The following is a 24038-nucleotide window of genomic DNA, read 5'->3' as shown; positions in this document are numbered from 1 at the left end:
CTTCTGGCGCTGGGTGGATGGGGGTGGAGCGGGATCAGCCGTGCACGTGGAGCGGCTTGCCGGCGAGCGCGAGGTGGGCCTCGCCCAGGGCCTCGCTCTGCGTCGGGTGCGGGTGGATGAGGCTGGCGACGTCGTCGGCCTCGGCCTCCCAGTTGTAGATCAGCTGGGCCTCGGCGATGAGCTCGCCGACCCGGCTGCCCACCATGTGGATGCCGACGACGGGCCCGTCCGGGGCCTGCACCAGCTTGACCGCGCCCGTCGTCTTCAGGATCTGGCTGCGGCCGTTGCCGGCGAGGTCGTAGGTGAGCGTGGTGACGTCCCCGTAGCGCTCCTTGGCCTGCGCCTCGGTGAGGCCGACCGAGGCGACCTCGGGGTCGGAGTAGGTGATCCGCGGGACGCCGGCGTAGTCGATGGGAGCGGGCTCCAGCCCGGCCACCCGCTCCGCGACGAGGATGCCCTCGCCGAAGCCGACGTGGGCCAGCTGCAGCGTCGGGACGAGGTCGCCGACGGCGGAGACGGTCGGGATGTTGGTGCGCATGTACTCGTCGACGAGGACGTAGCCGCGCTCCATCTGGACGCCCACCTCCTCGTAGCCGATACCGGAGCTGACCGGGCCGCGGCCGACGGCGACGAGCACCAGCTCGGCCTCCAGCTCCTTGCCGTTCTCCAGCGTCACCTTGACGCCGTCGTCGGTGGTCTGCACGCCGGACACCTTGTTGCCCAGCTCGAAGCCGATCTTGCGGCGGCGGAAGGCGCGCTCCAGCAGCTTCGAGGACGACTCGTCCTCCAGCGGCACCAGGTGGGGGAGGCCCTCGACGATGGTGACGTCGACGCCGAAGGACTTCCACGCGCTGGCGAACTCGCAGCCGATGACGCCGCCGCCCAGGATGATCGCCGAGCTGGGGACGCGGTCGAGCTCCAGGGCGTCCTCGCTGGTGATGACCTTGGTGCCGTCGAGCTCGATGCCCGGGAGCGTGCGCGGGTAGGAGCCGGTGGCCAGCAGGACGTGCTTGCCCTCGTACGACTGGCCGGCCACCTCCACCGTGGTGGGGGACGTGAGCCGGCCCTCGCCCTCGACATAGGTGATCTTGCGGGCCTTCACCAGGCCCTGCAGGCCCTTGTAGAGCTTGGCGACGACGCCGTTCTTGTAGTTGTTGACGCCGTCCATGTCGATGCCGGCCAGCGACGTCTTGACGCCGAACTGCTCGCCCTCGCGGGCCATGTCGGCCACCTCGCCGGCGTGCAGCAGCGCCTTGGTCGGGATGCAGCCGCGGTGCAGGCAGGTGCCGCCGACCTTGTCCTTCTCGATCAGGACGACGCTGAGGCCGAGCTCCGCGGCCCGGAAGGCTGCGGCGTAACCGCCCGAGCCACCGCCGAGGATGACCAGGTCGGCGGGAGAGGTGGGTGCGCTCACGGATGCTCCTCAGGTGCGACGGACGGCGTCCCCGCTCGAGCGGGCGGGGGCTGTTGCCCATCCTGCCACTCCGGGAACGACCTGGCCGGTAGCACCGTTGCTCCCGCGGGCGTCGCGGGTGATCACCGCGGCCACGGCAGGACGGAGAGGCCGATGGGGTTGTTCGACCGGTGGCGGGGCCGGCGCGGGCGTAGCGGCGGTGCGGGCCGCCCCACGCTGGACCGGGGGTCGCAGCGCGGCGACCTCAGCCACCTCGAGCAGTTCGTGGCCAGCCGCCGCGGCGTCGAGGGCTACGTGGAGCCCCGGACGGCGGTCACCGAGGTGACGATCGTGCTGGTCGCGGCCGACGGCGAGTGGACCCGCCGGCGCATCGACGGGCCCGACGTCGCGCGGAAGCTGTCCAAGGACCTGGCCATCCCGGTGTACGACGCCGCGGTGACCGGCTACCCGCAGCGCATGCGCGACTGGAGCGCCCGCCAGAAGAAGCTGTGACACCGCGGGCTGTGACACCGCGATCCTCCGGATCGCACCGCGGGCTGTGACACCGCGATCCTCCGGAGCGCACCGCTGCCAGGTGCCGTGTCCGGCCGCGGTGGAGCCGCTTCGTCGTCCCTGCGCGGACCCCTCCGGGGCCCACTCGGGACGACCAACCCATCGGTTCAGGCCTCGGCGATGAGGGCCTCGATGGTCGCGAGCAGGGTGCGGACCGGGACGCCGGTGCCGCCCTTGGGCGTGTAGCCCCAGGGCGCGGCGGTGTTGTAGCTGGGCCCGGCGATGTCGATGTGCGCCCACGGCAGTCCGGCCGGCACGAACTCGGCGAGGAAGTGCCCGCCCACGAGCATCCCGCCCATCCGGTCGGCGTTGGCGTTGACGAAGTCCGCGACCGTCGAGTCCAGCCCCTTGCGCAGCTCCTCCGGCAGCGGCATCGGCCACATGGACTCACCGCTGCGCTCCGCGGCCGCGATCACCGCGTCGCGCAGGTCGTCGGTGCCCATGACGCCGGAGGTGCGGGCGCCGAGGGCGACCATCTGCGCGCCGGTGAGGGTGGCCGTCTCCAGCAGGACGTCCGGGGAGTCCTCGGCGGCGCGCGCGATCGCGTCGGCCAGCACGACCCGGCCCTCGGCGTCGGTGTTGGTGATCTCCGCCTTCTTGCCGTTGCGGAAGGTGACCACGTCGGCCGGCCGGTAGGCGGTGCCGCTCGGCAGGTTCTCCGCCATCGGCACGGTCGCGACGACCTCGACGGCCAGCCCGAGCTGCGCGACGAGGCAGATGGTGGCGATCACGGCGGCGGCGCCGGCCATGTCGCTCTTCATGTCCTCCATCTTGGCGGCGGGCTTGATCGAGATGCCGCCGCTGTCGAAGGTGATGCCCTTGCCGACCAGCGCCACCTTCTTGCGCGCGCCCTTGCCCGCGTAGGACAGCCGCAGCAGCCGCGGCTTGCGGGTGGACCCGCCCCCGACGGCCAGGATGCCGCCGTACCCGCCGGCGGCCAGCGCGTCCTCGTCCAGGATCTCCGCGGTCAGCCCGAGCTTCTCGCCGGCGGCGGCACCGCGCGCGGCGAACTCGGCCGGGTAGAGGTCGTTCGGCGGGGTGTTGACCAGGTCGCGCACCAGGGCGACGGCGTCGGCGACGGCGCGGACCCGGCGCAGGGCGGTCTCGGCGGCACCGGCCCCCGGCACGACGATGGTGAACTCGCTCGGCGGGGCCGGGCGGTCGGCGGGCAGCTGCGACTTGTAGGCGGTGAACTCGTAGGCACCCAGCAGGGAACCCTCGCCGACGGCGTGCAGCCGCTCGGTGTCGGGCGTCCCGCCCACGGCGGCCAGCAGGCTCACCACCGAACGGCGGCCGCGCAGCGCACGGCTGGCCGCGCCGGCGGCCCGGCGCACGGCCTCGGTGCGGTAGCCACCGGACGGATCGGGCGCGCCCAGCCCCACGACGGCGACCACGGGGAACGGCCCCTGGCCGAAGGAGGGCAGCCGGGTGACCTCGTCCTCGGCGCCGCGGACGCCCAGGTCGCCCAGCGCGGGGAGGAGCCGGCCCCCGAGCAGGCGGTCGACGGCCTCCGCGCCGGGCGTGGGGAGCGGCCCGTCGGGGCCCTTCCCGACGGCGACGACGACGGCGTCGCCGGTCAGCTTCTCGAGCGGGTGGTCGGTGGCGGAGATCGTCGGCGGCACCGCCCGATCCTAGGAGGCCCCTCCGGCACCGCTCCGCCCGCCCGCTCGCTCGCTCGCGGCGGACCCCTGCCCGCAGGGCCGCGCTAGCGTGCCCCCCGTGACACCGCTGACCTCACCCCTGCACGACCGGCACCTCGCGGCCGGGGCCAAGCTCGCCGACTTCAGCGGCTGGTCGATGCCGATCGAGTACGCCGGTGGTGGCGTGCTCGCCGAGCACTCCGCGGTGCGGGACGGGGTCGGCCTGTTCGACGTCTCCCACCTGGGCACGGGGACGGTGCGCGGGCCCGGTGCCGCGGCGTTCGTGGACACCTGCCTGACCAACGACCTGTCGCGCATCGGTCCGGGGCAGGCGCAGTACACGCTCTGCTGCGTGCCCGACGGGGAGCCGGGCGCCGGGGGAGTGGTCGACGACCTGATCGTCTACGTGCACGGCCCCGACGACGTGCTCCTCGTGCCCAACGCCGCGAACGCCGCCGAGGTGCTGGGCCGGCTGGCCGATGCCGCTCCGGCGGGCATCGCGGTGGAGAACCGGCACGCCGAGGTCGCCGTCCTGGCCGTCCAGGGCCCGCGGTCGCTGCAGGTGCTGGAGCTCCTCGGCGTCCCCGGGGAGATCGGCTACATGTCCTTCGTGACCGGTACCGGCGGGCGGGGCGCCGAGGTGACGGTGTGCCGCACCGGCTACACCGGGGAGCACGGCTACGAGCTGCTGGTGGACGCCGATCGCGCCGGGGAGACGTGGGACGCCCTGCTGGAGGCCGGGCAGGACCTGGGCATCCGCCCGTGCGGGCTCGGGGCCCGCGACACGCTGCGGACGGAGATGGGCTACCCGCTGCACGGGCACGAGCTCTCCCGGGACATCACCCCCAACCAGGCCCGCGCCGGCTGGGCGGTCGGGTGGCGCAAGCCGGAGTTCTGGGGACGGCAGGCGCTGACGGCGGAGAAGGAGGCCGGGCCGGCCCGCCTGCTGTGGGGGTTGAAGGCGACCGGGCGCGGCATCCCGCGCCCCGGCATGCCGGTGCTCGACGCCGCCGGGGAGCGGATCGGCGTCACGACCAGCGGCACGTTCTCGCCGACGCTGCGGACCGGCATCGCCCTGGCGCTCCTCGACGCGCCGGCCGGCGTGGCGGCGGGCGCCGAGGTCGCCGTCGATGTGCGAGGCCGCCCGCAGGCCGCCGAGGTGGTCACGCCACCCTTCGTCCCCTCGCACGTCCGCTGAGCCCGGACGGCGCGGCGGACCGCTAGGGCGCCGCCTTGCGGGTGGGGTCGCTGTCGCCCTTCTCCGGCTCGGCCTTGGCCGGCAGCGTGTCGGCCTTCACCGCGTCGCGCTCGCCCATGGGCATCGGCTCGCCGTCGGTGGTGTCGTGGCCGGTCTGGTGCTCGGCTTCGGAGTTGATCTCCGCGCCCAGGAGCACCAGGTAGCAGGTGAGGTACAGCCACAGCATCAGCACGATGACCCCGGCGATCGCCCCGTACGTCGCGTCGTAGGAGCCGAAGTTGTTCACGTAGAAGGTGAAGCCGAGGCTGACCACCGCCCAGACGACGGTGACCAGCACCGAGCCGAGGCTGACCCAGCGGAACCGCGGCGCGTCCCGGTCGGGGGCCACCCGGTAGAGCACGGCGAGGGAGCCGGCGACGACGGCCAGCAGCGCCACCCAGCGGCCGATCTCGGCCAGCACGGTGCCGACCGAGCCGAGCGGCAGCACGTCGATGACCACCGGCAGTACGGCGATCAGGCCGATGGTCAGGACGACGAAGACGATCGCGCCGAGCGTGAGCACCAACGAGAGCGCCCGGAGCTTGATGAAGTTGCGGGTCTCGACCTCGTCGTAGGCGATGTTGACCGCCTTGACCAGGTTGTTCACGCCGCCCGAGGCGCTGAAGAGTGCGCCGAAGGTCGAGAGGACGAGGCCCCAGGTGAGGGCCCCGCCGGCATCGGCGATGTTGGTGACCTGGGTCTGGATGAGCGTACGGGCGTCCTCGGGGAGCCCGGTGGTCAACTCCTCGACCTGCGTGGCGGCCTGTTCCGGGGAGACGATCAGGCCGTAGATGGAGATCAGCGCGATCAGCGCCGGGAAGATCGCCAGGAAGCCGAAGAACGCCACCCCACCGGCGATGATCGGCATGTTGTCGGCGTTGTTCTCCGCCCAGGCGCGCTTGAGGACCTGCTTCCAGCCGCGCGCGGGGATCTGGGTGGGGGAGTCGGCATCGATGCCCGGGAGCTGCTCCGGTGCGGGGGCGCCGGGGGGCAGCCGGTTGGCGTTGCCGGGCGGCCCGCCGTCGGCCGTCGTCTGCGCTGCTGCCGCGCGCCGGGCTGCCTTCTCCTCGACCCGCTGGCGGATCCGGTCGACGGCGCTCTCGCGGGGGCGGGTGCCGGTCACTGCTTCTCCCTGCTGCGGGGCCGTCGTCCGGCCGCGGTGGAACGGGGTGTGCGCCGGTGGCCGGGACCCGCTGTCCCGGCCACCGCGCAAAGGGCTCAGTCGCCCGGCCAGGCCCCGGTGAGCTTGGTGAAGCCTTCCGCGCCCAGGCGGTCGATGGCCGCCTTCGTGGCCGCGAAGATCGCACCCTGGAGCGCGGCGGAGACGATGATCTCCCACATCGGGTACTCGCTCTGGAGCGCGTCCGGGGCGTCCTCCTCGTCGCTGATGCGCTTCCACACCTGCTTGAAGACCGCTCCGGACACCGCCCCGGCCAGCAGACCTGCCGCCAGGCCGATGGGCCGGTAGGCGAGCTTGGCCCCCTTGGCGCCCTTGGCTCCCTTGCTCAACGCTTCCTCCTCGCGGTGCGACGGGCCTTCCCGGCCCTCGTGGCGGCCTTGCGTGCGTCCTTCTCGGCGCGCTTCCTGGTCTTCCGCGCGTCCTTCTCGGCCGACGTGGCGGCCTTCCGCGCGGCGACCCGGCGGGTGGCCAGTTCCCGGCGCGCCCGCTTGGCCTCGCGCTTGCGGCCCACCCGGGCCCCGACCAGGAGCTCCTCGGTGCTGGCCCGCCGCCGTGCCCGCCGCCGCCGCCACAGCACCAGACCGACCAGGCCGGCCAGCGCCGCGCCGGCACCGGCGAACGCCGGGGGGCTCTCGCGGTAGGTCTCGACGGCGGTGTCCTTGGCGCGCGCCGCGCTCTCCTTGGCCCGGGCCGGCACGTCGAGGCGCTGGCTGAGCTCGTCCACCGTGCGGCCGAGCTGCTCGCGGGTCGCCTCGATGTCGGCCCTGATCTCGTCGGGCTCCGTGGGTCCGTTGGCGGCCTGGGCGTCGTCGGGCCGCGACCCGCTGGGCGTGCTCACCGGTGTGCACTCTCCTTCACGGTCGCGATGTCGGTCTTGACGCTGGAGATGGCCTCGGTGGGCACCGGGGGCGACCCCTTCTGGACGTCCTTCTTCCCGACCAGGGCCAGCACGCCGGCGATGGCGAAGAGGACCACGGTGACGATCAGCGCGGCCAGCCAGGCGGGCATCACCAGCGCGAGGGCGAGGATGACCGTGGTGATCAGGGTGGCGAGCCCGAAGAAGGCCACGAGCCCGGCGCCGCCGAACAGCCCGGCGCCCACGCCGAGCTTCTTCGCCTTCTGGGTCACCTCGGCCTGCGCCAGGCGGGCCTCGTCACGCACCAGGCGGCTGATCTGCTCGGTGAGCTGGCCGATCAGCTGCCCGGTCGAGGCGTTCTCGGGCAGGGGCTTCGCGTCGGCGCGGCTGGCGCCGGCCGTCGCGTCGGGGCGGGGTGCGGTCATCGGTCCTCCGGTTGGGCGGGTCGATGCAGGTCCATGCCCCCGCCGGTGGGGCCGTAACCAGGCGGGTCGATCACATCGGCGCAACGCTGCCCCGGAGAGCCGCCGCCGCTAGCCTGGCGCGCATGAGCTGGCACTGGCGCCTCGAGGACCCCGCTGGATCCACCCTCGACCCGGCCGCGGTCGGGGTGGAGGTGCCCGAGTTCGACAACCAGGGCGACGCGGAGTCGTGGCTGGGGGAGAGCTGGCGGGAGCTGCTCGACCGCGGCGTCGCGACGGTGACCCTGTTCGACGGGGACCAGAAGGCCTACGGCCCGATGGGCCTGGCGGCCACCTGACCCTCGGGTAGAGGTCGAGGGTCAGGCGGCCGGCGGCTCCGTCAGCCCCGGGCGGTCTTGCCGGGGTCGCGCTCCACGACGTCGCCCAGCGCCTCGTCGATCCGCGCCAGCACGTCGGCGTCCAGGGTGACGCCCGCAGCCGCGACGTTGTCGTGCACCTGCTCCGGGCGCGTCGCGCCGATGATCGCGGCGGCGACGTTGCCGTTCTGCAGCACCCACGCCAGCGCGAGCTGGGCCATCGACAGGCCCAGGTCGTCGGCGATCGGCCGGAGCTGCTGGACCCGGCCGAGGATGTCGTCGGTCATGAAGCGCTGCATCGACTGACCCGCCTCGGGGTGCCCGGCGCGGCTGTCGGCCGGCGGCTGCTCGCCCGGCCGGTACTTGCCGGTGAGGATGCCCTGGGCCAGCGGCGACCAGACGATCTGGGACAGCCCCTCCTGCTCCGACGTCGGCACGACCTCGGACTCGATGACCCGCCAGAGCATCGAGTACTGCGGCTGGTTGCTGATCAGCTGGATGCCGAGCTCACGGGCGAGCGCGGCGCCGGCGGCGATCTGCCCGGCGTTCCACTCGGAGACGCCGATGTAGAGCGCCTTGCCCGCGCGGACCAGGTCGGCGAAGGCGGTCATCGTCTCCTCGAGCGGCACCGTCGGGTCGTACCGGTGGGCCTGGTAGAGGTCGACGTAGTCGGTCCGCAGCCGGCGCAGCGAGGCGTGGCAGCTCTCGATGACGTGCTTGCGCCCCAGCCCGCGGTCGTTGCGGCCCGGTCCGGTGGGCCAGTAGACCTTGGTGAAGAGCTCGATCGACTCGCGACGGTGCCCGTCGAGGGCCGTGCCGAGCACCGTCTCGGCCCGGGTACCGGCGTAGACGTCGGCGGTGTCGAAGGTGGTGATGCCGGCGTCCAGGGCGGCTCGGACGCAGGCGTGCGCGGCGTCCTCCTCGACCTGCCCGCCGTGGGTCAGCCAGTTGCCGTACGCGATCTCGGAGATGGTCAGGCCGGAGCGGCCGAGGCGTCTGAATTCCACGGAGGGCGACGTTAGGCGCCGCGCCGGACCGCCGCCCCCCGGCCCCGGGCGAGCAGGGTGGCGCCGTCGGGGACCAGCCGGGCGCCGTGCGGCGCCAGTCGCCGGCCGAGCGCGGCCGCCGGCGGGTTGTGGTGCCCCAGGTGCACGGCCACGACATCGGTGGCTGGGGTGACCGCACCGACGGTGCGGAGCCGGTCGAGCTGTTCGGGGAAGGTGCGCAGGTCGAGGTGGCCGGTGCCGTGCCCGACCAGATCGCCGAAGGTCTCCTCCAGCAGGACGACGTCGAACGCGGCGCCCCGCACCGCCTCGAGCGTCGACGCCGGGAGGGGCCCGGTGTCGGTCGCGTAGAGCAGCCGGGCGCCGTCGGGCCCCGTGACGTCGTACAGGACCGTGGGCACCTCGTGGTCGGCGGCCAGCGCGCGGACGGCGTAGCCGTCGCGGTCCAGGGTGGTGCCCGGCCCGACCGCGACGAGCTCCACCGGGTCGTCCGGTCCCAGCCACGGCCGGACGGCGTCGAGCACCGACGGCGGGCCGGCGACGGTCAGCGGATCGGCGCGCCGCACCCACTGCCGGGCCAGCAGCATCAGCGGTGCGCAGTGGTCGGGGTGGTCGTGGGTGACCAGGACCGTGCGCACGCCGGCGAGCAGGACGCCGTCCGGCGGTGGGGCCGGTGCCAGGTCGAGCAGCAGCGTGCCGTCGACCAGGGCCGACGTCGGCCCGCGCTGCTCCCGGCGGCTGCGCGCATCGGTGCAGGAGGCGCAGGTGCACCACGGGTTGGGCCAGCCGTCGGCGGCGCCGGTGCCGAGCAGGGTGACCTGCATCAGCGGTGCGGGGCGGGCCGGCGCTCAGACCTCCGCGCCGAGCGGCACCTCGGGCTTGGGGAAGCGCCACCGGCGGATCATGGTCGACCGGCTGATGCCGTACCAGACCAGGCCCTTCATCTTGTGGTTCCCGTCGGGGAAGCGGTTCGCGACGGCGGTCTTGATCCGCCGGCCCAGGACCACCGAGTCGATGATGAGGAGGAAGAAGAAGCCGAGGAGGAGGAAGCTCGAGTAGCTCCTCACCGCGAGGTTGGGCACGAAGGTGCCGACCAGCGCCACCGCGGCGGCGAGGAGGAAGAAGTTGCCGACGTTGCGCCGGCTGTCGACGACGTCCCGCACGAGCTTGCGGACCGGGCCGCGGTCCCGGGCGGGCAGGTAGCCGTCGTCACCACGGGTCATGCCCTGCCGGGTCTCCGTGCGGCGCTGCGCCTGCTGCTCGCGCATCCGCCGGTAGGCCTCCTTGCGCGTGGTGGGCGGCGGCGGGGGAGGACCCGGCCGCTTGCCCTGCGCCACGTGGCGCTTGGGGGTGGGGCGGCCCTTGCCGCCGGCCCTCACGAGCTGCTCGGTCTGCGCTGCGGTGCTCCCGGACGGGGCGTCGGGAGTCGCGTCGTGGTTTCGGCGGCCGGGCAGGCGGAGCTTCACGGCAGGGAAGTCTACGTGTGTGAGCAACGCAGCCCCGGACGGCGAGCCCTGAGCCGTACAGTGGGTGCGCACGGGAAGAGGAGCCGTTCCGGCGGCGTTCGATCGCGACAGGACGCGCCTACGCGGACACCTCGGAGGGAGAGGACAGGAATATGACGGTGCAGGACACCACGGCCACCGGCGTCGTGCTCAGCGACCCCGCGGCCGCCAAGGTCAAGGCACTGCTGGACCAGGAGGGCCGCGACGACCTGCGGCTGCGCATCGCCGTCCAGCCCGGTGGCTGCTCCGGCCTGCGGTACCAGCTCTTCTTCGACGAGCGGTTCCTCGACGGTGACCAGACCTACGACTTCGACGGCGTCGAGGTCATCGTCGACCGGATGAGCGGCCCGTACCTGGGCGGCGCGGTGATCGACTTCGTCGACTCCATCGAGAAGCAGGGCTTCACCATCGACAACCCCAACGCGCAGGGCTCCTGCGCGTGCGGTGACTCGTTCAACTGAGTCGCGATGACACCGCGGTCCTCCGGACCGCACCGCGGCCAGGTGCCGTCCCCCGGACGCACTGAGCCGTTTCGTCGTTGCTCGTGGAGCCCTCCGGGCCCCGCTCGTCACGACACAGCAGCGGCCCCGCCTCCGTCCGGAGGCGGGGCGCTGCTGCGGTGTCACAGCCTGACCGGGTAGACCGTCTCGGGGACCTCCGGCGTGATCCGCCCCTCGACGAAGATGCCGTGCCAGACCATGAAGACCAGCAGGGTCCAGAGCTTGCGGGAGTGGTCGACCGGCGAGCCGGCCCGCTGGTTCTGCCGGTGGGCGGTGAGCATCGCCAGCACCTGCTGCTTGTCCAGCCACTCGTCGGTCTGGCTGTCCTCGATGGTCTGCCGTGCCCAGTCGTGCAGGTCCTCCGCGAGCCAGTGCCGGGTGGGGACGGGGAAGCCGAGCTTCCGCCGGTTCAGCACGTGCGGCGGCACGATCTGCTCCAGGGCCCGGCGCAGGGCGTACTTCGTGGTGTCCTTGGTCACGCGCTGGTCGACCGGGATGGTCGAGGCCACCCGGAACACCTCGGGGTCGAGGAACGGCACCCGCAGCTCCAGCGAGTTCGCCATGGTCATCTTGTCGGCCTTGACCAGGATGTCGCCGCGCAGCCAGGTGAACAGGTCCACGTACTGCATCGCCGTCACGTCGTCGTATCCCGCGGCCCGGGTGCGCTCGTAGAGCTCCCGGGTGACGGCGACGTGCGACAGGTCCGGGTCGCGCTTCTCGAGGAAGGTCAGCTCCTCGTCGCGGAAGATCCGGGCGTTGCCGTAGTAGCGCTGCTCGAGCGGGATGGAGCCGCGGCGCAGCAGGTCCTTGCCGCGCATGCCGTCGGGCAGCTTCGCCGACAGGGTGCCCAGCGCCCGCCGGATGCCCTGCGGCAGCCGCTCGAACGCGGCCAGCGACAGCGGCTCGCGGTAGATGTTGTAGCCGCCGAAGAGCTCGTCGGCGCCCTCGCCCGAGAGCACGACCTTCACGTGCTTGCGGGCCTCGCGCGCCACGAAGTACAGCGGCACGAGCGCGGGGTCGGCCACCGGGTCGTCGAGGTACCAGACGACCAGGGGGATCGACCCGGCGAACTCCTCCGCCGTCACGACCTTGGTGATGTGCTCCACCCCGATGGCGGCCGCGGACTCGGCCGCGACGTCGATCTCGGAGAACCCCTGCCGCTCGAAGCCGACCGTGAACGTCATCAGGTCGGGGTTGTAGCGCTTGGCGAGGGCGGCGATGGCCGTGGAGTCGATGCCGCCGGAGAGGAAGGACCCGACGGTGACATCGGCCCGCATGTGCACCCGCACCGAGTCGTCGAGCACCTCGGCGATCCGGTCGTACAGCGGCTGCTGCTCGTCCTTCGTCACCGGCCGGACCGGGAACGTCGGGTGGAAGTAGCGCGAGGTCGACAGCTCCCCGCCGGAGACGGTGAAGCTGGTGCCGCTCTCGATGCGCCGGATGCCGCGGTGCAGCGACGCCGGCTCGGGCACGTACTGGAGCGTCAGGTAGTGCTGCAGGGAGGCGGGGTCGACGCCGCCCGCGGCGGTGCTGCCGCCCAGCATCTCCAGCAGGGCCTTCTTCTCGGAGGAGAAGGCGATGGCGCCGTCGGCCAGGCGGGTCGTGAACAGCGGCTTGATGCCGAAGGGGTCGCGGGCGCCGAAGACGGTGCGGGTCTCGCTGTCCCAGATGACGAAGGCGAACATGCCGCGCAGGCGGGTGACGACCTCCTCGCCCCACAGGTGGTAGCCGGCGACGATCGCCTCCGTGTCGCCCTCGGTGGCGAACGCGGCGCCCGCGGCGGCGAGCTCTGCCCGGAGCTCCAGGTAGTTGTAGATCTCGCCGTTGAAGACGATCCGGTACCGGCCGTCGGCGTACGGCATGGGCTGGTGGCTGTTCTCGATGTCGATGAACGACAGCCGGTTGAAGCCGTAGACGACTCGGTCGTCGTGCCAGACCTCGTTCTCGTCCGGGCCCCGGTGCCGCAGGCAGTGCAGCGCCTCCTGGACGTCGGAGACGACGGTGTCGTCGACGCGCGGGGCATCGGTGGAGAAGTAGGCGAGCAGGCCACACATCAGGCGCAGGTCCTCGGGATGGGGGAGAGGTTCGCGGTCACACGCGCTCGCCGGCGCGCATCTTCTGCGTGACGGTCCGCTCGGCGACGAAGGAGAGGAAAGGGATGGTGCCCAGGACCAGCGCGACGACGGCGCCCTTGAGAGTCCACTTCGCCCGGAGCGCCAGGTCCACGGTGGCCAGGAAGAACAGCGCGTAGAGCCAGCCGTGCGCCGTCCCGAGGACGGTGACGGGCTCCGGGATGCCGGCGAAGTACTTCAGGGGCATGGCGACCACGAACAGCAGGACCAGGAGGACGCCGACGACCGTGGCCATCACGCGGTAGCGCTGCAGCGCCGCGGCGATCGCCTGCTCGGAGTCGCGGGCCGGGGCGGTCCGGTCAGCGGCCATTGCTGCTCCGTTGTCCCAGGGCGCGCTCGTTCAGCTCGGCGAGGTAGGCGTTGTAGGCGGCGAGCTCGGGGTCGCCGGTCGTGTCGATGCGCGGCCGCTGGTACAGCACCACGGCGTTGCCCGGCAGGTCGTCGTCCGGGTCGCGGTGGAGCTCGACCCGCACCATCCGGACGTAGAACCACAGGCCCATGAAGCCGTAGAGCGGCCACTGCAGGGCGTAGCTCCAGTTGACCGCGCCGCCACCGGCCTCCGCCTTGGACAGCTGCCAGTAGCCGAGGAAGAAGGTGGCGACGAACAGGGCGACCACGAGCAGGTGCAGGAGCACCCATCTCGGGGTCAGCAGCCGGGAGAACACGACACCGACTCTAACCGTCGCGCCGGTGCCACCGGCCCCGGCGACCGGTGTGCCGCGCCGGGCCGGGCGGGGTCCTGGGTGCGCGCGCGGCGCAGCCGCCGGTCGCGGGCGGCGGGGCGGGCCGGGACCATGCGGGCGGGTGACGGGCCCGCGACCCGCCCGACCGTCTCCGGTGGTCGGCCCCTGAGGCGGGTCGGCTAGTCTCGGCCCACACTGAGTCCGGCGGGGTCCCACCCTGCCGCGGACCGGTGGACGACCCGCTGGAAGGACCGCCCGGGCGCCGGGCGGAGGACGAGGAGGCAGCGAGCAGTGGCTCGAGGCAGCAGGCTCGCGCGGCTGGCCGCGCTCGGTCTCCTGGGGGTGCTGACCCTCACCGGATGCGAGCTCGGCGAAAGCGAATGGTGGGAGCGCAATTTCGTCCGGTGGGGTTGGCCCGAGGGCGTCACCGACGAGGCCGTCGAGATGCGGGAGCTGTGGGTCGGGTCGACCTGGGCCGCCCTGATCATCGGCCTCGCGGTGTGGGCGCTGATCGCCTACTCGGTGATCCGCCACCGCAAGAAGGGCGACGAGCTGCCGCGGCAGACGGCCTACAACCTCCCGCTGGAGATCGTCTACACGATCATCCCGTTCATCATCATTTCCGGCCTCTTCTTCTTCACCGTGGTGACCCAGAACAAGGTGCGGGAGATCAGCCCGGACCCTGACGAGATCATCGCCGTCAACGCCTTCAAGTGGAACTGGCAGTTCGTCTACCCCGGGACCGAGGACGCCGACGGCGAGCCGGTGAACACCGTCGGCACCAGCACGGAGGTCCCGATCCTGGTGCTGCCCACCGACCGCACCATCCGGTTCGAGCTGGCCTCGGCCGACGTCATCCACTCGTTCTGGGTCCCCGAGTTCCTCTTCAAGCTCGACGTCATCCCCGGCAACGAGAACGGCCGGGACAACGTCTTCGAGGTGACCGTCCGCGAGGAGGGCGCCTACGTGGGCCGCTGCGCCGAGCTGTGCGGCACGTACCACGCGTACATGAACTTCGAGGTCCGCGCGGTGTCCGGTGACGAGTACGACGCCTACCTGGAGGCCCGCGAGGCCGGCCTGAGCACCTACGAGGCGCTCGAGGAGATCGGTCAGGTCGGTGAGGCCGGAACGACGACGCCGCTGGACCTCATCCAGGAGAAGGTCGTCGACCTGCAGCAGACCGGTGACTGACGTCCCCGCTCCCGGCAACCGGACCCCACACATGTACGAGGAGGCACGGCCGTGAAGGTCGAGGCACTGATCTTCAATCTGATCGCGGTGTTCTGCTTCGTGGCCGCGCTCGTCTACGGCGTCTGGTCGCAGGAGCCGATCGGCACGACGGCGCTGGCGCTCTCCGGTGGGCTCACCGTGCTCATCGGTGGCTTCTTCTGGTTCGTCTCGCGGCGGATCGATGCCCGCCCGGAGGACCGCAAGGACGCGGAGATCGCCGACGGCGCCGGCGAGCTGGGCTTCTTCAGCCCGGCCAGCTACTGGCCGATCACGCTCGCTGCGGCTGCCGGCCTCATGGGCCTCGGGGTCGCGTTCTGGTACTTCTGGCTCATCCTCATCGCCACGGTCGCGCTCCTGATCGCCGTCGGCGGCCTGCTGTTCGAGTACTACGTGGGGCAGAACGCCCAGCAGAGCTGACGTCCCACGCGCACGACCGAGGTCCCCTTCCGCCGGCAGGCGGAGGGGGCCCTCGTCGTCGGTGACCGGTTCGCCGCCGGCCGTGGGTGGTCGATGGCAGCCCTGGGCGGTGCCGGCCCGGGCGTTCGATCGCGCTCCCGGGCGGTGCCCGCCTGGTCGAGTACGGCGATGCGGTAGTGCTTCCCGCTGAGCGCCGGACCTGCCGGGAGCCGCCGCCGTGGCGGCATCGGGCGTCGTGACCGCCGGCGGGGTGTCTGCGTGGCCGTCGGCTCCCGGCCCCTCCCGCGTCCGCGGCCCCGTGCCCGGCGCCCACGAGTTCCCGGCACCAGGGAAGCCGCCCCGGCGCTCGGCGAGGTCGCCTGGACAGCGAGGCCGGCCCTGGCGCCCGCAGAGGGCCTCCCTGGCGCTCGCGGAGGCCGCGGAGGTCGGGCCCGGCGCCCACAGAGCCTCCCAGCGCCCGTGAGGCTCCCTGGCGCCGATGGGGCTGTCACGGCAGCGATGTGCACCCGCGGCGTCTTCGGGCCCCAGGAGCGCGCCGTCCGCGCACATCGCTGCCATGGCACGCGCCATCTCGCGGCCCGCCGCCACCCGGTCATCGATCTCCCGCTGAGGGCCGGGCGTCGTCAGCGCAGCGCGTGCCGGGGTGAAGCCGGCGGGTGGAAGTGCCGCCCGGGGAGCCGTTCCGTCCGCGGGAAGCGGCATCCCGGCCCGGCGCGGATCCCGGGCCGGCGCCGACCAAGGCTCGGTCTGGTCCGCCGGCCGAGGGCGCGTGCAGGCCGGACGCAGAAGGGCCCCGGTGGAGATCCACCGGGGCCCTTCTGGTTCGTGCTGATCAGTCGCGCGGGTCCTGCGGGCGACCACCCTCGGACGGGCGACCACCCTCGGACGGGCGACCCGAGGAGGTGAGCTCCCGGTCGGACTCGGAGGCGGAGAGGCCGCGGCCCTCGCGCCGCTGCTCCAGCTCCACCGCGGACGGCTCCTCGATGGGGGAGAAGAAGCCGCGGATGGCGCGACGCGAACCGCCCACGTGGTTCATCCGCTTGGGCACCGGTGCGCCGCCGTAGGCGAGCTGGCCGTGACCGTGCTCGTCGACCGGGCCGAGGGGCTGGTGCACCTCGATGAACTCACCGTTGGGCAGCCGGCGGATGACGCCGGTCTCGATGCCGTGCTCGAGCACCTCGCGGTCGTGCTGCTGGAGACCGAGGCAGATGCGGTACGTGAACACGTACGCGATCGCCGGCAGCACGATGACGCCGATGCGCCCGAACCAGGTCATCGCGTTGAGGCTGATGTCGAACTTGTCGGCGATGACGTCGTTGCCGCCCGAGATCGCCAGCACGAAGTAGAAGGTCAGCCCCATGACACCGAGCGAGGTGCGGACAGGGACGTCGCGGGGGCGCTGCAGGAGGTGGTGCGACGCCGTGTCACCCGACAGCTTGCGCTCGATCATCGGGTAGAGCGCGAGCAACGTGAACATCGCGCCGGCGATGACGACCGTCGGCCAGAACAGCGCCGGGATCGTGTAGTCGCCGGGGAGGTTGATGTCCCAGGCCGGGAAGATACGCGTCGAACCGTCGAGGAACAGGATGTACCAGTCGGGCTGGGACGCGGCCGAGACCTGGGCCGGGTTGTACGGCCCCCACAGCCAGACCGGGTTGATCTGGACGAGGCCGGCCAGTGCGGCACACGCGCCGAACACGATGAAGAGCAGGCCGGTCGCCTTCGCGGCGAACGTCGGGAAGAGCCGGTTGCCCACCACGTTGTGCTCGGTCCGGCCGGGGCCGGGGAACTGCGTGTGCTTCTGCTTCACCAGGATCAGCAGGTGAGCCGCGATCAGCGCCAGCAGGATCGCCGGGAGGATCAGCACGTGGGCGATGTAGAACCGGCCGATGATCTCCGTGCCGACGAAGTCGCCGTTGAACACCGCGAAGTGCGCCCACGTCCCGATGACCGGGATGGAGAGCAGGATCGCGCTGATGATGCGGAGCCCGGTGCCCGACAGCAGGTCGTCGGGGAGCGTGTAGCCGGTGACGCCCATGAGCAGCGCCAGCACGAGCATGACCACACCGAGCAGCCAGTTGGTCTCCCGCGGCCGGCGGAACGCACCGGTGAAGAAGATGCGCAGCAGGTGCACCACGATCGAGGCGACGAACAGCAGCGCCGACCAGTGGTGCAGCTGCCGCATGAACAGGCCGCCGCGGACGTCGAAGGAGAGGTTCAGCGCGGAGGCGTAGGCCCCCGACATCTCCGTGCCGCGCAGCGGGTCGTACGACCCGTCGTACACGACCTCGTTCATGGTCGCGTCGAAGAAGAAGGTGAGGTACGTGCCCGACAGCAGCAGGATGACGAAGCAGTAGAGGGCGATCTCCCCGAGCAGGAACGACCAGTGGTCGGGGAAGACCTTGTTGAGCGTGCGCCGGACCGGACCGGCGACGATCAACCGGTCGTCGAACTCGGTCGCGGTCTTGCCGAGCCGGGAGGTGGGGGCTCCCGGCGCAGTGGCGGTAGCAGCCATCAGATGCGCTCCCGGTTCCAGTAAGTGGGTCCGACAGCTTCAATGTAGTCACTGCGTGCCACGAAATAGCCTTCGTCGTCGACAGTGATCGGGAGCTGCGGCAGCGAGCGCGTGGCCGGGCCGAAGATCGGCTTGGCGCCCTGGGTGACGGCGAACTGCGACTGGTGGCAGGGGCACAGGATGCGGCCGGTCTCCTGCTCGTACAGCGACACCGGGCAGCCGGCGTGCGTGCAGATCTTCGAGTAGGCGACGTAGTCGCCGTAGGAGAAGTCCGCCTGCCCCTCGCGGGGCTCGTCCTGCAGCACCTGCTCGGGACGGAGCCGGATGAGCATGGTCGCGGCGTCGGACTGCAGGTTCCCTCCGGGCACCTCCGGGAACACGGTCTCCAGCGAGCCGGGCTCCTGGTCGCCGGGGCGGATCGGGCTGCCGTCGTCCCGGAGGAGGCGGACGCCCTCGGCCCACGAGGTGCGGCCGAGCGGGTTGCCCGTGTTGGGGTTCTTGATGAGGCCGCCGAGGGGGGCCAGCAGCATGACGCCGACGGCGGCGCCCATGAAACCGAGCGACCGGGTGATCAGCTTGCGGCGGGCCAGGCCGGTGCTGTGCAGCCCGCCCACCAGGGTCGCCCCGGTGGTGACGCGGTCGAAGTGCGAGCCGTCGTGCTTGTCCTGCACGGCCGTCTCGTGCGGCAGCAGCTTCTTGGTGAAGAGCACCAGGCCGACGCCGACCATCGTCAGCGACAGGCCCATGAACAGCCCCAGGAGCGGGGTGAACAGGGCGCTCCAGGTGGTGCCCTCCTCGGCCCAGTTCCACTCCGGGAGGAACCAGCCGGACCCGGCGTAGACGACCAGGAAGAGGAAGGCGAAGACACCGGCCAGCGTGAAGGCGAGGCCGACCTGGCGGACCGCACGCTTCTCCAGCCGGGACCCCGGCTCCGGGCCCGGATCGACGTGGAGGATCTCCACGCCGTCGTACCGGGCGCCGAGGCGGTCGAGGTCCTCGCGGCTCATGCCGGCGAGGCGCTCGGGGGTGTAGTCCTCGTCCGGACCGCCGTACAGCGGGCCGGGGGTGTCCTCGCCGCCGGTCGAACCGGGGCGGGTGTCGTGCGTGGTCACGCTGCCTCCTCGCTGACGCGCGCCGTCAGCGTTCCCAAAGGTGCTCCGGTGGATGCCGAGCTCGGACGCTCGCTCACGCCTTGCTGCCCATCCAGAAGATGCCGAACATGAGTGCGCTGATGCCGACGACCCAGATGACCAGACCCTCGGCGACGGGGCCCATGCGGCCGATGCCGGCGCCGCCCGGGTCGGCCATGCCCTGGACGGTCTGGATGTAGGCGATGATCGAGCGCTTCTCGTCCGGGGTCAGCTGGTTGTCGCCGAACACCGGCATGTTCTCCGGGCCGGTCAGCATCGCCGTGTAGATCTCGAGGTCGGTCGAGCTCTCGAGGCTGGGCGCCGCCTTGCCGGAGGAGAGGGCGCCGCCCTCACCGACGAAGTTGTGGCAGGACGAGCAGTTCAGCCGGAACAGCTCGCCGCCCTCGGCCAGCTCGCCGTCGCGCAGGTCGCCGGAGGGCAGGGTGGGCCCGCCGCCGTTGGCCTGCACGTAGGCCATGAGCTGGTCGATCTCCTCGTCGGAGAAGACGACCGGCTTGTCGGGGGCGTCGGCCTCCTGGCGCACCAGCGGCATGCGGCCGGTGTGCACCTGGAAGTAGACCGACGCCTCGCCGACGCCGATGAGCGAGGGGCCCCGGTTCGGGACGCCCTCCAGGTTCTCGCCGTGGCAGCTGATGCAGCTGCGCTCGTACAGCTCGCGCCCGGCTGCCTCGGCGGCGGACTCGCTGGTGGTCTCGACGGCGGCCTGGGCCGGTGCGAACACCGAGTACAGGGCGCCGGTCATCAGCAGCGAGGCCATGAGGCCGGCGGCGTTGGCCAGGCGGCGGCGGTGCTTGGAGCGACGCCGTGCGCGGGCCCGGCCCACGGGGGTGCCGGCGTCGTCGAGCGGGGCGTCGGACTGCGGGTTCGTGGTGGACACCGGTTCCCTAGCGGATCAGGTAGATCGTGGCGAAGAGCCCGACCCACACGACGTCGACGAAGTGCCAGTAGTAGGAGACCACGATGGCCGAGGTCGCCTGTGCCGGCGTGAAGCGGCCCATGGTGGACCGGATGAGCACGTAGACGAAGGCGATGAGCCCGCCTATGACGTGCAGCGCGTGGAAGCCCGTCGTGATGTAGAACACCGAGCCGTAGGTCGACGACGCGATCGTCGTGCCGTGGTCGACCACCAGGACGCGGTACTCGTTCGCCTGGGCCAGCACGAAGACCAGGCCCATCACGAAGGTGATGGTGAACCAGCGCCGGAGCCCGTAGACGTTCCCGTTCTCCGCCGCGAAGACGCCGAACTGGCAGGTCACCGAGGAGAGCACGAGGATGATGGTGAAGAAGGTCGCGTACGGGAGGTTCAGCTCCGTCGGTTCCGGCGGCCACCCCTCGGTGGACCGGGCGCGCGCGGTGAAGTACATGGCGAACAGGCCGGCGAAGAACATGAGCTCGCTGGCGAGCCAGATGATCGTGCCGACGCTGACCATGTTCGGTCGGGTCAGGGAGTGCACCCGCGAGGTGTCGAAGGTGCTGCTCGCGACGGGGGCCGTTGTCACGAGGCCCATCATGGCATCGGCTGCCCCCCGTCACGACCGCGGGTGCGGTGGGCGTGGCGCCACCGTGACCAGTCCGAGACCGATCGACGGTCTTGGCCTGCGACGACGCCGTCGGGCACTAGTCTCGGCCGCGTGAGTGCTGCCGAGAAGCCCGCCGCACCGGCCACCGTGCTGCTCTACAGCCACCGCCCGGAGGTGCGCGAGGCGGTCCGGACGGCGGTGGGCCGCCGGCCGGCCGCCGACGTGGGTCCGCTCACGTGGCTGGAGTGCTCGACCGGCGACGAGGTCGTGGCCGCCGTCGACGCCGGCGGGATCGACCTGTGCATCCTCGACGGCGAGGCGCAGCCGACCGGCGGCATGGCGCTGACCCGGCAGCTCGAGGTGGAGGTCGCCGACCGGCCCGCCGTGTGCCTCCTCGTGGCCCGGCAGCCCGACCGCTGGCTGGCGCACTGGTCGCGCGCCGAGGGCACCCTGGCCCAGCCGGTCGACCCGCTGGTCGCCCCCGGCGTGGTCGCCGACCTGATCCGCGCGCACGCCCACCGTCCCGCGGCCAGCCGGTGAGCCGGTCGGTGCCGCCGTCGGCCGCGCCGACCTGGCCCGGCCTGCTCAACCGCCTGCTCGCCGGTCACGACCTCTCCGCGGAGGACACCCGCTGGGCGATGCGCGAGGTGATGACCGGGGAGGCGACCCCGGCCCAGGTGGCGGGGTTCACGGTCGCCCTGCGGGCCAAGGGCGAAGCGCCCCAGGAGGTCGCCGGGCTCGCGGCCGAGATGCTGGACCAGGCGACGCCCGTCGAGCTGCCGATGGACTGCGTCGACATCGTCGGCACCGGCGGCGACGGCGCCCACACGGTCAACATCTCCACGATGGCCGCGGTCGTGACGGCGGCAGCGGGCGCGCCGGTGGCCAAGCACGGGAACCGGGCGGCGTCGTCCTCGTCGGGCGCCGCGGACGTCCTGGAGGCGATCGGCGTCGTCATCGACCTCCCGGCGCAGGCCGTCGTGCAGTGCGTCCGCGAGGCGGGCATCGGCTTCTTCTTCGCCCCGGTGTTCCACCCGGGCATGCGGCATGCCGCCGCGCCACGGCGCGAGATGGGCATCGGGACCGTCTTCAACTTCCTCGGTCCGCTCACCAACCCGGCGCGTCCGGTCGCGGCGGCCATCGGCTGCGCGAACGAGCGCATGGCGCCCGTGCTGGCCGAGGTGCTGGCCGCCCGGGGGAGCCGGGCGCTGGTCTTCCGTGGCGACGACGGCCTCGACGAGCTGACCACCGCCACGACGTCGGCGGTCTGGACGGTGCGGGACGGCGCCGTGGAGGCCGACCGGGTGGACCCGGCGGCGCTGGGCATCGCGGCGCCGGGACCGGACGCCCTGCGGGGTGGGGACGCCCGCGAGAACGCCGAGGTGTTCCGCCGGGTGGTCGACGGCGAGCGCGGGCCGGTGCGCGACGCCGTGCTGCTCAACGCCGCCGCCGCGCTGGTCGCCTTCGACGAGCGGCCCTCCCGGCTGCACGACGGGCTGGCGGCCGGGCTGGAGCGCGCCGCCGCCGCCGTCGACGACGGCCGGGCAGCGGCGCTGCTGGACCGCTGGGTGACCGTGAGCCGCGCCGCCCGGGGCTGAGCGCGGACCGCGGTCGGGGGCGCGACCGGAGGGGCGCGGCCCGGCGGTCAGTCGGTGTCGAAGCCGATCGAGAAGGCTGCCTCGAGGTCGTGCCGCGAGTACGCGCGGAAGGCGATGTGGGTGTCGGTGTCGACCACGCCCGGCACCTTGTTGATGCGGCCGGCGATGACCTCGGCGACCTGCTCGAACTCGCGGACGCGGACGATCGCGATCAGATCGGCCGCACCGGCGACGGAGTAGACCTCGCTGACCCCGTCGAGCTCGGCGACGGCCTGCGCGACCTCGCCGATCGAGTCGGTGGCGGCGTCGATCATCACGATGGCGGTGATCACGCGGGCGATGCTATCCGCTCCGGGCGCGCGCGGGTGCCCAGCGACCGGCCGTCGGCGAACGGGTCGCGGGCGTCGCGCCCGGTCTCCACGCGGGCCAGGAAGCCGCTGTAGGCCCCGGTGCCGGGGGCCGGGCTGGCCAGCGTCCCCGTCAGCTGGACCAGCCGGGTCCCCGGCCTCTCCAGCCACCGGAGGACCAGCTCGGTCTCGTCGACCGACGTGGTCTCCTCCCCGTCCGCCCCGCAGACGGTCTCGGCCGTGGCCAGCAGGCCGGCCAGGACGCTGCGCACCGTGGTGCCGCGCGGGGCGTTCCCCGCCGCTGCCAGCCGGCCGAGCCGGACGACGGACAGCTCCCAGCCGCCCCCGCCGTCGGGCCGGGCGAGCACCAGCTCGGGCACGGCGGCCAGGGACTGCAACCGTTGCCGACGGCGGACGGCCCGGACCAGCACGGCGACCCGGTCGCGCAGCACGGCGGCGTCCTCGTACCGCTCCTCGGCCGCCAGCCGGTCCACCCGGTCCAGCAGGGGCGCGAGCAGCGGGCGCGGGTCGGCGGCGACCGCGGCGGCGAAGACGGCAGCCACGTCGGCGTACTCGGGCACCGACTGGGCGCCGGTGCAGGGAGCGCCGCAGCGCCCCATGTCCGCCAGCGCGCAGGCGCTGACCGGGGTGCGCGGGGAGAGCCGGGCGGTGCACTGCCGCAGCGGGATCGCCTCGTGCACGGCCGCCACCGCGGCGTCGGCGGCCCGCCGGTCCGGGAACGGCCCGAGGAAGACCCCGGCGCCGGGGCGGACCCGGCGCACGACCGACAGCCGGGGGAACGGCTCCTCGGTGAGCCGGACCCACAGCGCCCGCTCGGGGAAGCGCGAGCGCCGGTTGTACCGCGGCTTGTGGCGGGCGATGAGCCGCAGCTCCCGGACCGCTGCCTCCAGCGCGTGCGCGCACGGGATGGAGTCCACCCGCTGCGCCAGGCCGACCATCTCGGTGATCCGGCTGCGCTGCTCGCCCGAGGTGAAGTAGCTGCGGACCCGGCTGCGCAGGTCGGTGGAGGTGCCCACGTACAGGGGCTCGTCCCGGGGGCCGCGGAAGAGGTAGACCCCGGGACCGGAGGGGACGTCGTCGGCGAGGTGCCGCTTGCGACGGCGTTCCGGGTCGACCGTGCGGGTGAGGCCGGTGAGCTCCTCGAGGGTGGTGACGCCCAGCGGCCCCAGCCGCTCGAACAGGCCGTGCAGCACGTCGACGGTGGCGCGCGCGTCGTCGAGCGCCCGGTGGGTGGGCGACGTCGTGGCCGAGAAGTACGGGGCCAGCGTGGCCAGCTTGCAGTTCGGCACCTCGTCCCGGCTGAGCAGCCGCCGGGCCAGGACGGCCGTGTCGACCGATGCCGCGGGCGGCCAGGCCAGCCCGTTCTCGGCGCACGCCGCCTTGAGGAACCCGAGGTCGAACGGGGCGTTGTGCGCGACGAGCACGGCCCCGCGGGCGAACTCCAGGAAGGCCGGGAGGACGGCCCCGATCCGCGGCGCCGCCGCGACCATCGTGGAGGTGATGCCGGTCAGCACGCTGATGTACGGCGGGATCTCGTGGCCCGGGTCGACCAGCGTCTGGAACTCCCCGAGCACCTGGCCGCCGCGGACCTTCACGGCACCGATCTCGGTGATCGCGCTGTCCTTCGGCGATCCGCCGGTCGTCTCGAGGTCGACGACGACGAAGGTGACCTGGGCCAGCGGCGTCCCGATGTCGGCGATCGTGACCTGCTGGTAGCGCGGCGGAGCGGTGGCGGGTGGCACGGCGCGGACGCTAGGG

26 protein-coding genes are annotated in these 24038 nt (G+C 72.8%); 8 read left to right on the top strand and 18 right to left on the bottom strand.

The features are described from left to right. Positions 1-34: 34 nt before the first annotated feature. Entirely contained in the window at positions 35-1414 is a 1380-nt protein-coding gene (gene lpdA, locus O2W17_RS01210) for a dihydrolipoyl dehydrogenase (protein WP_269190569.1), read from the bottom strand. A gap of 153 nt (positions 1415-1567) precedes the next feature. On the opposite strand from lpdA, the gene O2W17_RS01205 reads away from it, so the two are divergent. Beyond that, entirely contained in the window at positions 1568-1906 is a 339-nt protein-coding gene (locus O2W17_RS01205) for an oxidoreductase (protein WP_269190568.1), read from the top strand. 167 nt (positions 1907-2073) lie between these two features. On the opposite strand, the gene O2W17_RS01200 is transcribed toward O2W17_RS01205, so the two are convergent. Beyond that, positions 2074-3588, bottom strand: a complete 1515-nt coding sequence (locus O2W17_RS01200; RefSeq protein ID WP_269190567.1) for a leucyl aminopeptidase — start codon at positions 3586-3588, stop codon at positions 2074-2076. Between the two features lie 97 nt (positions 3589-3685). On the opposite strand from O2W17_RS01200, the gene gcvT reads away from it, so the two are divergent. Beyond that, positions 3686-4804 carry a glycine cleavage system aminomethyltransferase GcvT gene (gene gcvT / locus O2W17_RS01195; RefSeq protein ID WP_269190566.1) on the top strand — a complete coding sequence of 373 codons (1119 nt, stop codon included), beginning with the start codon at positions 3686-3688 and terminating at the stop codon, positions 4802-4804. Positions 4805-4826: 22 nt separating this feature from the next. Here gcvT and O2W17_RS01190 read toward each other — a convergent pair whose 3' ends face one another. From O2W17_RS01190 to O2W17_RS01175, 4 genes are all read right to left on the bottom strand, one after another. Continuing rightward, positions 4827-5966, bottom strand: a complete 1140-nt coding sequence (locus O2W17_RS01190; protein ID WP_269190565.1) for a YihY/virulence factor BrkB family protein — start codon at positions 5964-5966, stop codon at positions 4827-4829. Between the two features lie 95 nt (positions 5967-6061). Next, the gene (locus O2W17_RS01185; protein WP_269190564.1) at positions 6062-6352 is read right to left on the bottom strand and encodes a DUF4235 domain-containing protein; all 291 of its coding nucleotides are present in this window, start codon (positions 6350-6352) and stop codon (positions 6062-6064) included. After that, positions 6349-6861, bottom strand: coding sequence for a DUF3618 domain-containing protein (locus tag O2W17_RS01180; protein WP_269190563.1), 513 nt, complete (start codon positions 6859-6861; stop codon positions 6349-6351). Before O2W17_RS01180 ends, O2W17_RS01185 begins: the two co-directional genes overlap by 4 nt. Next, positions 6858-7304: a phage holin family protein gene (locus O2W17_RS01175; protein WP_269190562.1), complete on the bottom strand. Its 447-nt coding sequence runs from the start codon at positions 7302-7304 to the stop codon at positions 6858-6860. Before O2W17_RS01175 ends, O2W17_RS01180 begins: the two co-directional genes overlap by 4 nt. Before the next feature lie 122 nt (positions 7305-7426). Between O2W17_RS01175 and O2W17_RS01170 the strand changes: the two genes are divergently transcribed. Further along, complete coding sequence (locus O2W17_RS01170; RefSeq protein ID WP_269190561.1) at positions 7427-7639, top strand: hypothetical protein; 213 nt, start codon at positions 7427-7429, stop codon at positions 7637-7639. 41 nt (positions 7640-7680) lie between these two features. Here O2W17_RS01170 and O2W17_RS01165 read toward each other — a convergent pair whose 3' ends face one another. The 3 genes from O2W17_RS01165 to O2W17_RS01155 are packed head-to-tail and all read right to left on the bottom strand — an operon-like array spanning position 7681 to position 10127. Then, complete coding sequence (locus tag O2W17_RS01165) at positions 7681-8664, bottom strand: aldo/keto reductase family protein (RefSeq protein WP_269190560.1); 984 nt, start codon at positions 8662-8664, stop codon at positions 7681-7683. Between the two features lie 11 nt (positions 8665-8675). Beyond that, positions 8676-9485 carry an MBL fold metallo-hydrolase gene (locus tag O2W17_RS01160; protein ID WP_269190559.1) on the bottom strand — a complete coding sequence of 270 codons (810 nt, stop codon included), beginning with the start codon at positions 9483-9485 and terminating at the stop codon, positions 8676-8678. Positions 9486-9509: 24 nt separating this feature from the next. Next, the gene (locus tag O2W17_RS01155) at positions 9510-10127 is read right to left on the bottom strand and encodes a DUF3043 domain-containing protein (protein WP_269190558.1); all 618 of its coding nucleotides are present in this window, start codon (positions 10125-10127) and stop codon (positions 9510-9512) included. A gap of 152 nt (positions 10128-10279) precedes the next feature. Here O2W17_RS01155 and O2W17_RS01150 point away from each other — a divergent pair, with 152 nt between their 5' ends. Beyond that, positions 10280-10627, top strand: coding sequence for a HesB/IscA family protein (locus tag O2W17_RS01150; RefSeq protein ID WP_269190557.1), 348 nt, complete (start codon positions 10280-10282; stop codon positions 10625-10627). A gap of 161 nt (positions 10628-10788) precedes the next feature. On the opposite strand, the gene asnB is transcribed toward O2W17_RS01150, so the two are convergent. From asnB to O2W17_RS01135, 3 genes are read right to left on the bottom strand one after another with little or no spacing between them, the layout of a single operon-like run. Then, complete coding sequence (gene asnB / locus O2W17_RS01145) at positions 10789-12720, bottom strand: asparagine synthase (glutamine-hydrolyzing) (RefSeq protein WP_269190556.1); 1932 nt, start codon at positions 12718-12720, stop codon at positions 10789-10791. A 37-nt stretch (positions 12721-12757) separates the two neighbouring features. After that, positions 12758-13108, bottom strand: a complete 351-nt coding sequence (locus tag O2W17_RS01140; RefSeq protein ID WP_269190555.1) for a DUF3817 domain-containing protein — start codon at positions 13106-13108, stop codon at positions 12758-12760. Beyond that, positions 13098-13463, bottom strand: a complete 366-nt coding sequence (locus O2W17_RS01135; protein ID WP_269190554.1) for a metalloprotease — start codon at positions 13461-13463, stop codon at positions 13098-13100. The genes O2W17_RS01140 and O2W17_RS01135 overlap by 11 nt, the downstream gene beginning before the upstream one ends. 309 nt (positions 13464-13772) lie before the next feature. On the opposite strand from O2W17_RS01135, the gene ctaC reads away from it, so the two are divergent. Together ctaC and O2W17_RS01125 are read left to right on the top strand one after the other, a co-directional pair. Further along, positions 13773-14672, top strand: a complete 900-nt coding sequence (ctaC, locus tag O2W17_RS01130) for an aa3-type cytochrome oxidase subunit II (protein ID WP_269190553.1) — start codon at positions 13773-13775, stop codon at positions 14670-14672. 51 nt (positions 14673-14723) lie between these two features. Next, positions 14724-15128, top strand: a complete 405-nt coding sequence (locus O2W17_RS01125) for a cytochrome c oxidase subunit 4 (protein ID WP_269190552.1) — start codon at positions 14724-14726, stop codon at positions 15126-15128. An 832-nt stretch (positions 15129-15960) separates the two neighbouring features. Here the strand turns inward: O2W17_RS01125 and qcrB are convergent. The 4 genes from qcrB to ctaE all read right to left on the bottom strand — a co-directional run bounded on the left by qcrB (position 15961) and on the right by ctaE (position 20302). Next, positions 15961-17643: a cytochrome bc1 complex cytochrome b subunit gene (qcrB, locus tag O2W17_RS01120; RefSeq protein ID WP_269190551.1), complete on the bottom strand. Its 1683-nt coding sequence runs from the start codon at positions 17641-17643 to the stop codon at positions 15961-15963. Then, positions 17643-18755: a cytochrome bc1 complex Rieske iron-sulfur subunit gene (qcrA, locus tag O2W17_RS01115; protein WP_269190550.1), complete on the bottom strand. Its 1113-nt coding sequence runs from the start codon at positions 18753-18755 to the stop codon at positions 17643-17645. The genes qcrB and qcrA overlap by 1 nt, the downstream gene beginning before the upstream one ends. A 73-nt stretch (positions 18756-18828) precedes the next feature. Beyond that, a complete protein-coding gene (qcrC, locus tag O2W17_RS01110) occupies positions 18829-19671 on the bottom strand; it encodes a cytochrome bc1 complex diheme cytochrome c subunit (protein WP_269190549.1) in 843 nt (280 codons plus the stop codon). 7 nt (positions 19672-19678) lie between these two features. Then, positions 19679-20302, bottom strand: a complete 624-nt coding sequence (gene ctaE / locus O2W17_RS01105; protein ID WP_269192034.1) for an aa3-type cytochrome oxidase subunit III — start codon at positions 20300-20302, stop codon at positions 19679-19681. A 123-nt stretch (positions 20303-20425) separates the two neighbouring features. Here ctaE and O2W17_RS01100 point away from each other — a divergent pair, with 123 nt between their 5' ends. Further along, a complete protein-coding gene (locus tag O2W17_RS01100; RefSeq protein ID WP_269190548.1) occupies positions 20426-20854 on the top strand; it encodes a hypothetical protein in 429 nt (142 codons plus the stop codon). Continuing rightward, positions 20851-21912, top strand: coding sequence for an anthranilate phosphoribosyltransferase (gene trpD / locus O2W17_RS01095; RefSeq protein ID WP_269190547.1), 1062 nt, complete (start codon positions 20851-20853; stop codon positions 21910-21912). The genes O2W17_RS01100 and trpD overlap by 4 nt, the downstream gene beginning before the upstream one ends. A 47-nt stretch (positions 21913-21959) precedes the next feature. On the opposite strand, the gene O2W17_RS01090 is transcribed toward trpD, so the two are convergent. Together O2W17_RS01090 and O2W17_RS01085 are read right to left on the bottom strand one after the other, a co-directional pair. Continuing rightward, positions 21960-22244: an Lrp/AsnC family transcriptional regulator gene (locus O2W17_RS01090; protein ID WP_269190546.1), complete on the bottom strand. Its 285-nt coding sequence runs from the start codon at positions 22242-22244 to the stop codon at positions 21960-21962. After that, positions 22241-24022, bottom strand: coding sequence for a DEDD exonuclease domain-containing protein (locus O2W17_RS01085; protein WP_269190545.1), 1782 nt, complete (start codon positions 24020-24022; stop codon positions 22241-22243). Before O2W17_RS01085 ends, O2W17_RS01090 begins: the two co-directional genes overlap by 4 nt. Between the last annotated feature and the right edge of the window lie 16 nt (positions 24023-24038).

The sequence above is a fragment of the Blastococcus sp. VKM Ac-2987 genome (assembly GCF_026967805.1).
Taxonomy (GTDB): domain Bacteria; phylum Actinomycetota; class Actinomycetes; order Mycobacteriales; family Geodermatophilaceae; genus Blastococcus.
The sequence above is the reverse complement of the archived record's forward strand: the minus strand, read 5'-3'. Positions and strand labels throughout refer to the sequence as shown.

Coding starts and splice junctions, on each gene's coding strand:
- O2W17_RS01175 (WP_269190562.1), bottom strand. CDS start 7,304: ATGACCGCACCCCGCCCCGACGCGACGGCCGGCGCCAGCCGCGCCGAC.
- O2W17_RS01205 (WP_269190568.1), top strand. CDS start 1,568: ATGGGGTTGTTCGACCGGTGGCGGGGCCGGCGCGGGCGTAGCGGCGGT.
- asnB (WP_269190556.1), bottom strand. CDS start 12,720: ATGTGTGGCCTGCTCGCCTACTTCTCCACCGATGCCCCGCGCGTCGAC.
- O2W17_RS01150 (WP_269190557.1), top strand. CDS start 10,280: ATGACGGTGCAGGACACCACGGCCACCGGCGTCGTGCTCAGCGACCCC.
- O2W17_RS01170 (WP_269190561.1), top strand. CDS start 7,427: ATGAGCTGGCACTGGCGCCTCGAGGACCCCGCTGGATCCACCCTCGAC.
- O2W17_RS01160 (WP_269190559.1), bottom strand. CDS start 9,485: ATGCAGGTCACCCTGCTCGGCACCGGCGCCGCCGACGGCTGGCCCAAC.
- O2W17_RS01140 (WP_269190555.1), bottom strand. CDS start 13,108: ATGGCCGCTGACCGGACCGCCCCGGCCCGCGACTCCGAGCAGGCGATC.
- qcrB (WP_269190551.1), bottom strand. CDS start 17,643: ATGGCTGCTACCGCCACTGCGCCGGGAGCCCCCACCTCCCGGCTCGGC.
- ctaE (WP_269192034.1), bottom strand. CDS start 20,302: ATGGGCCTCGTGACAACGGCCCCCGTCGCGAGCAGCACCTTCGACACC.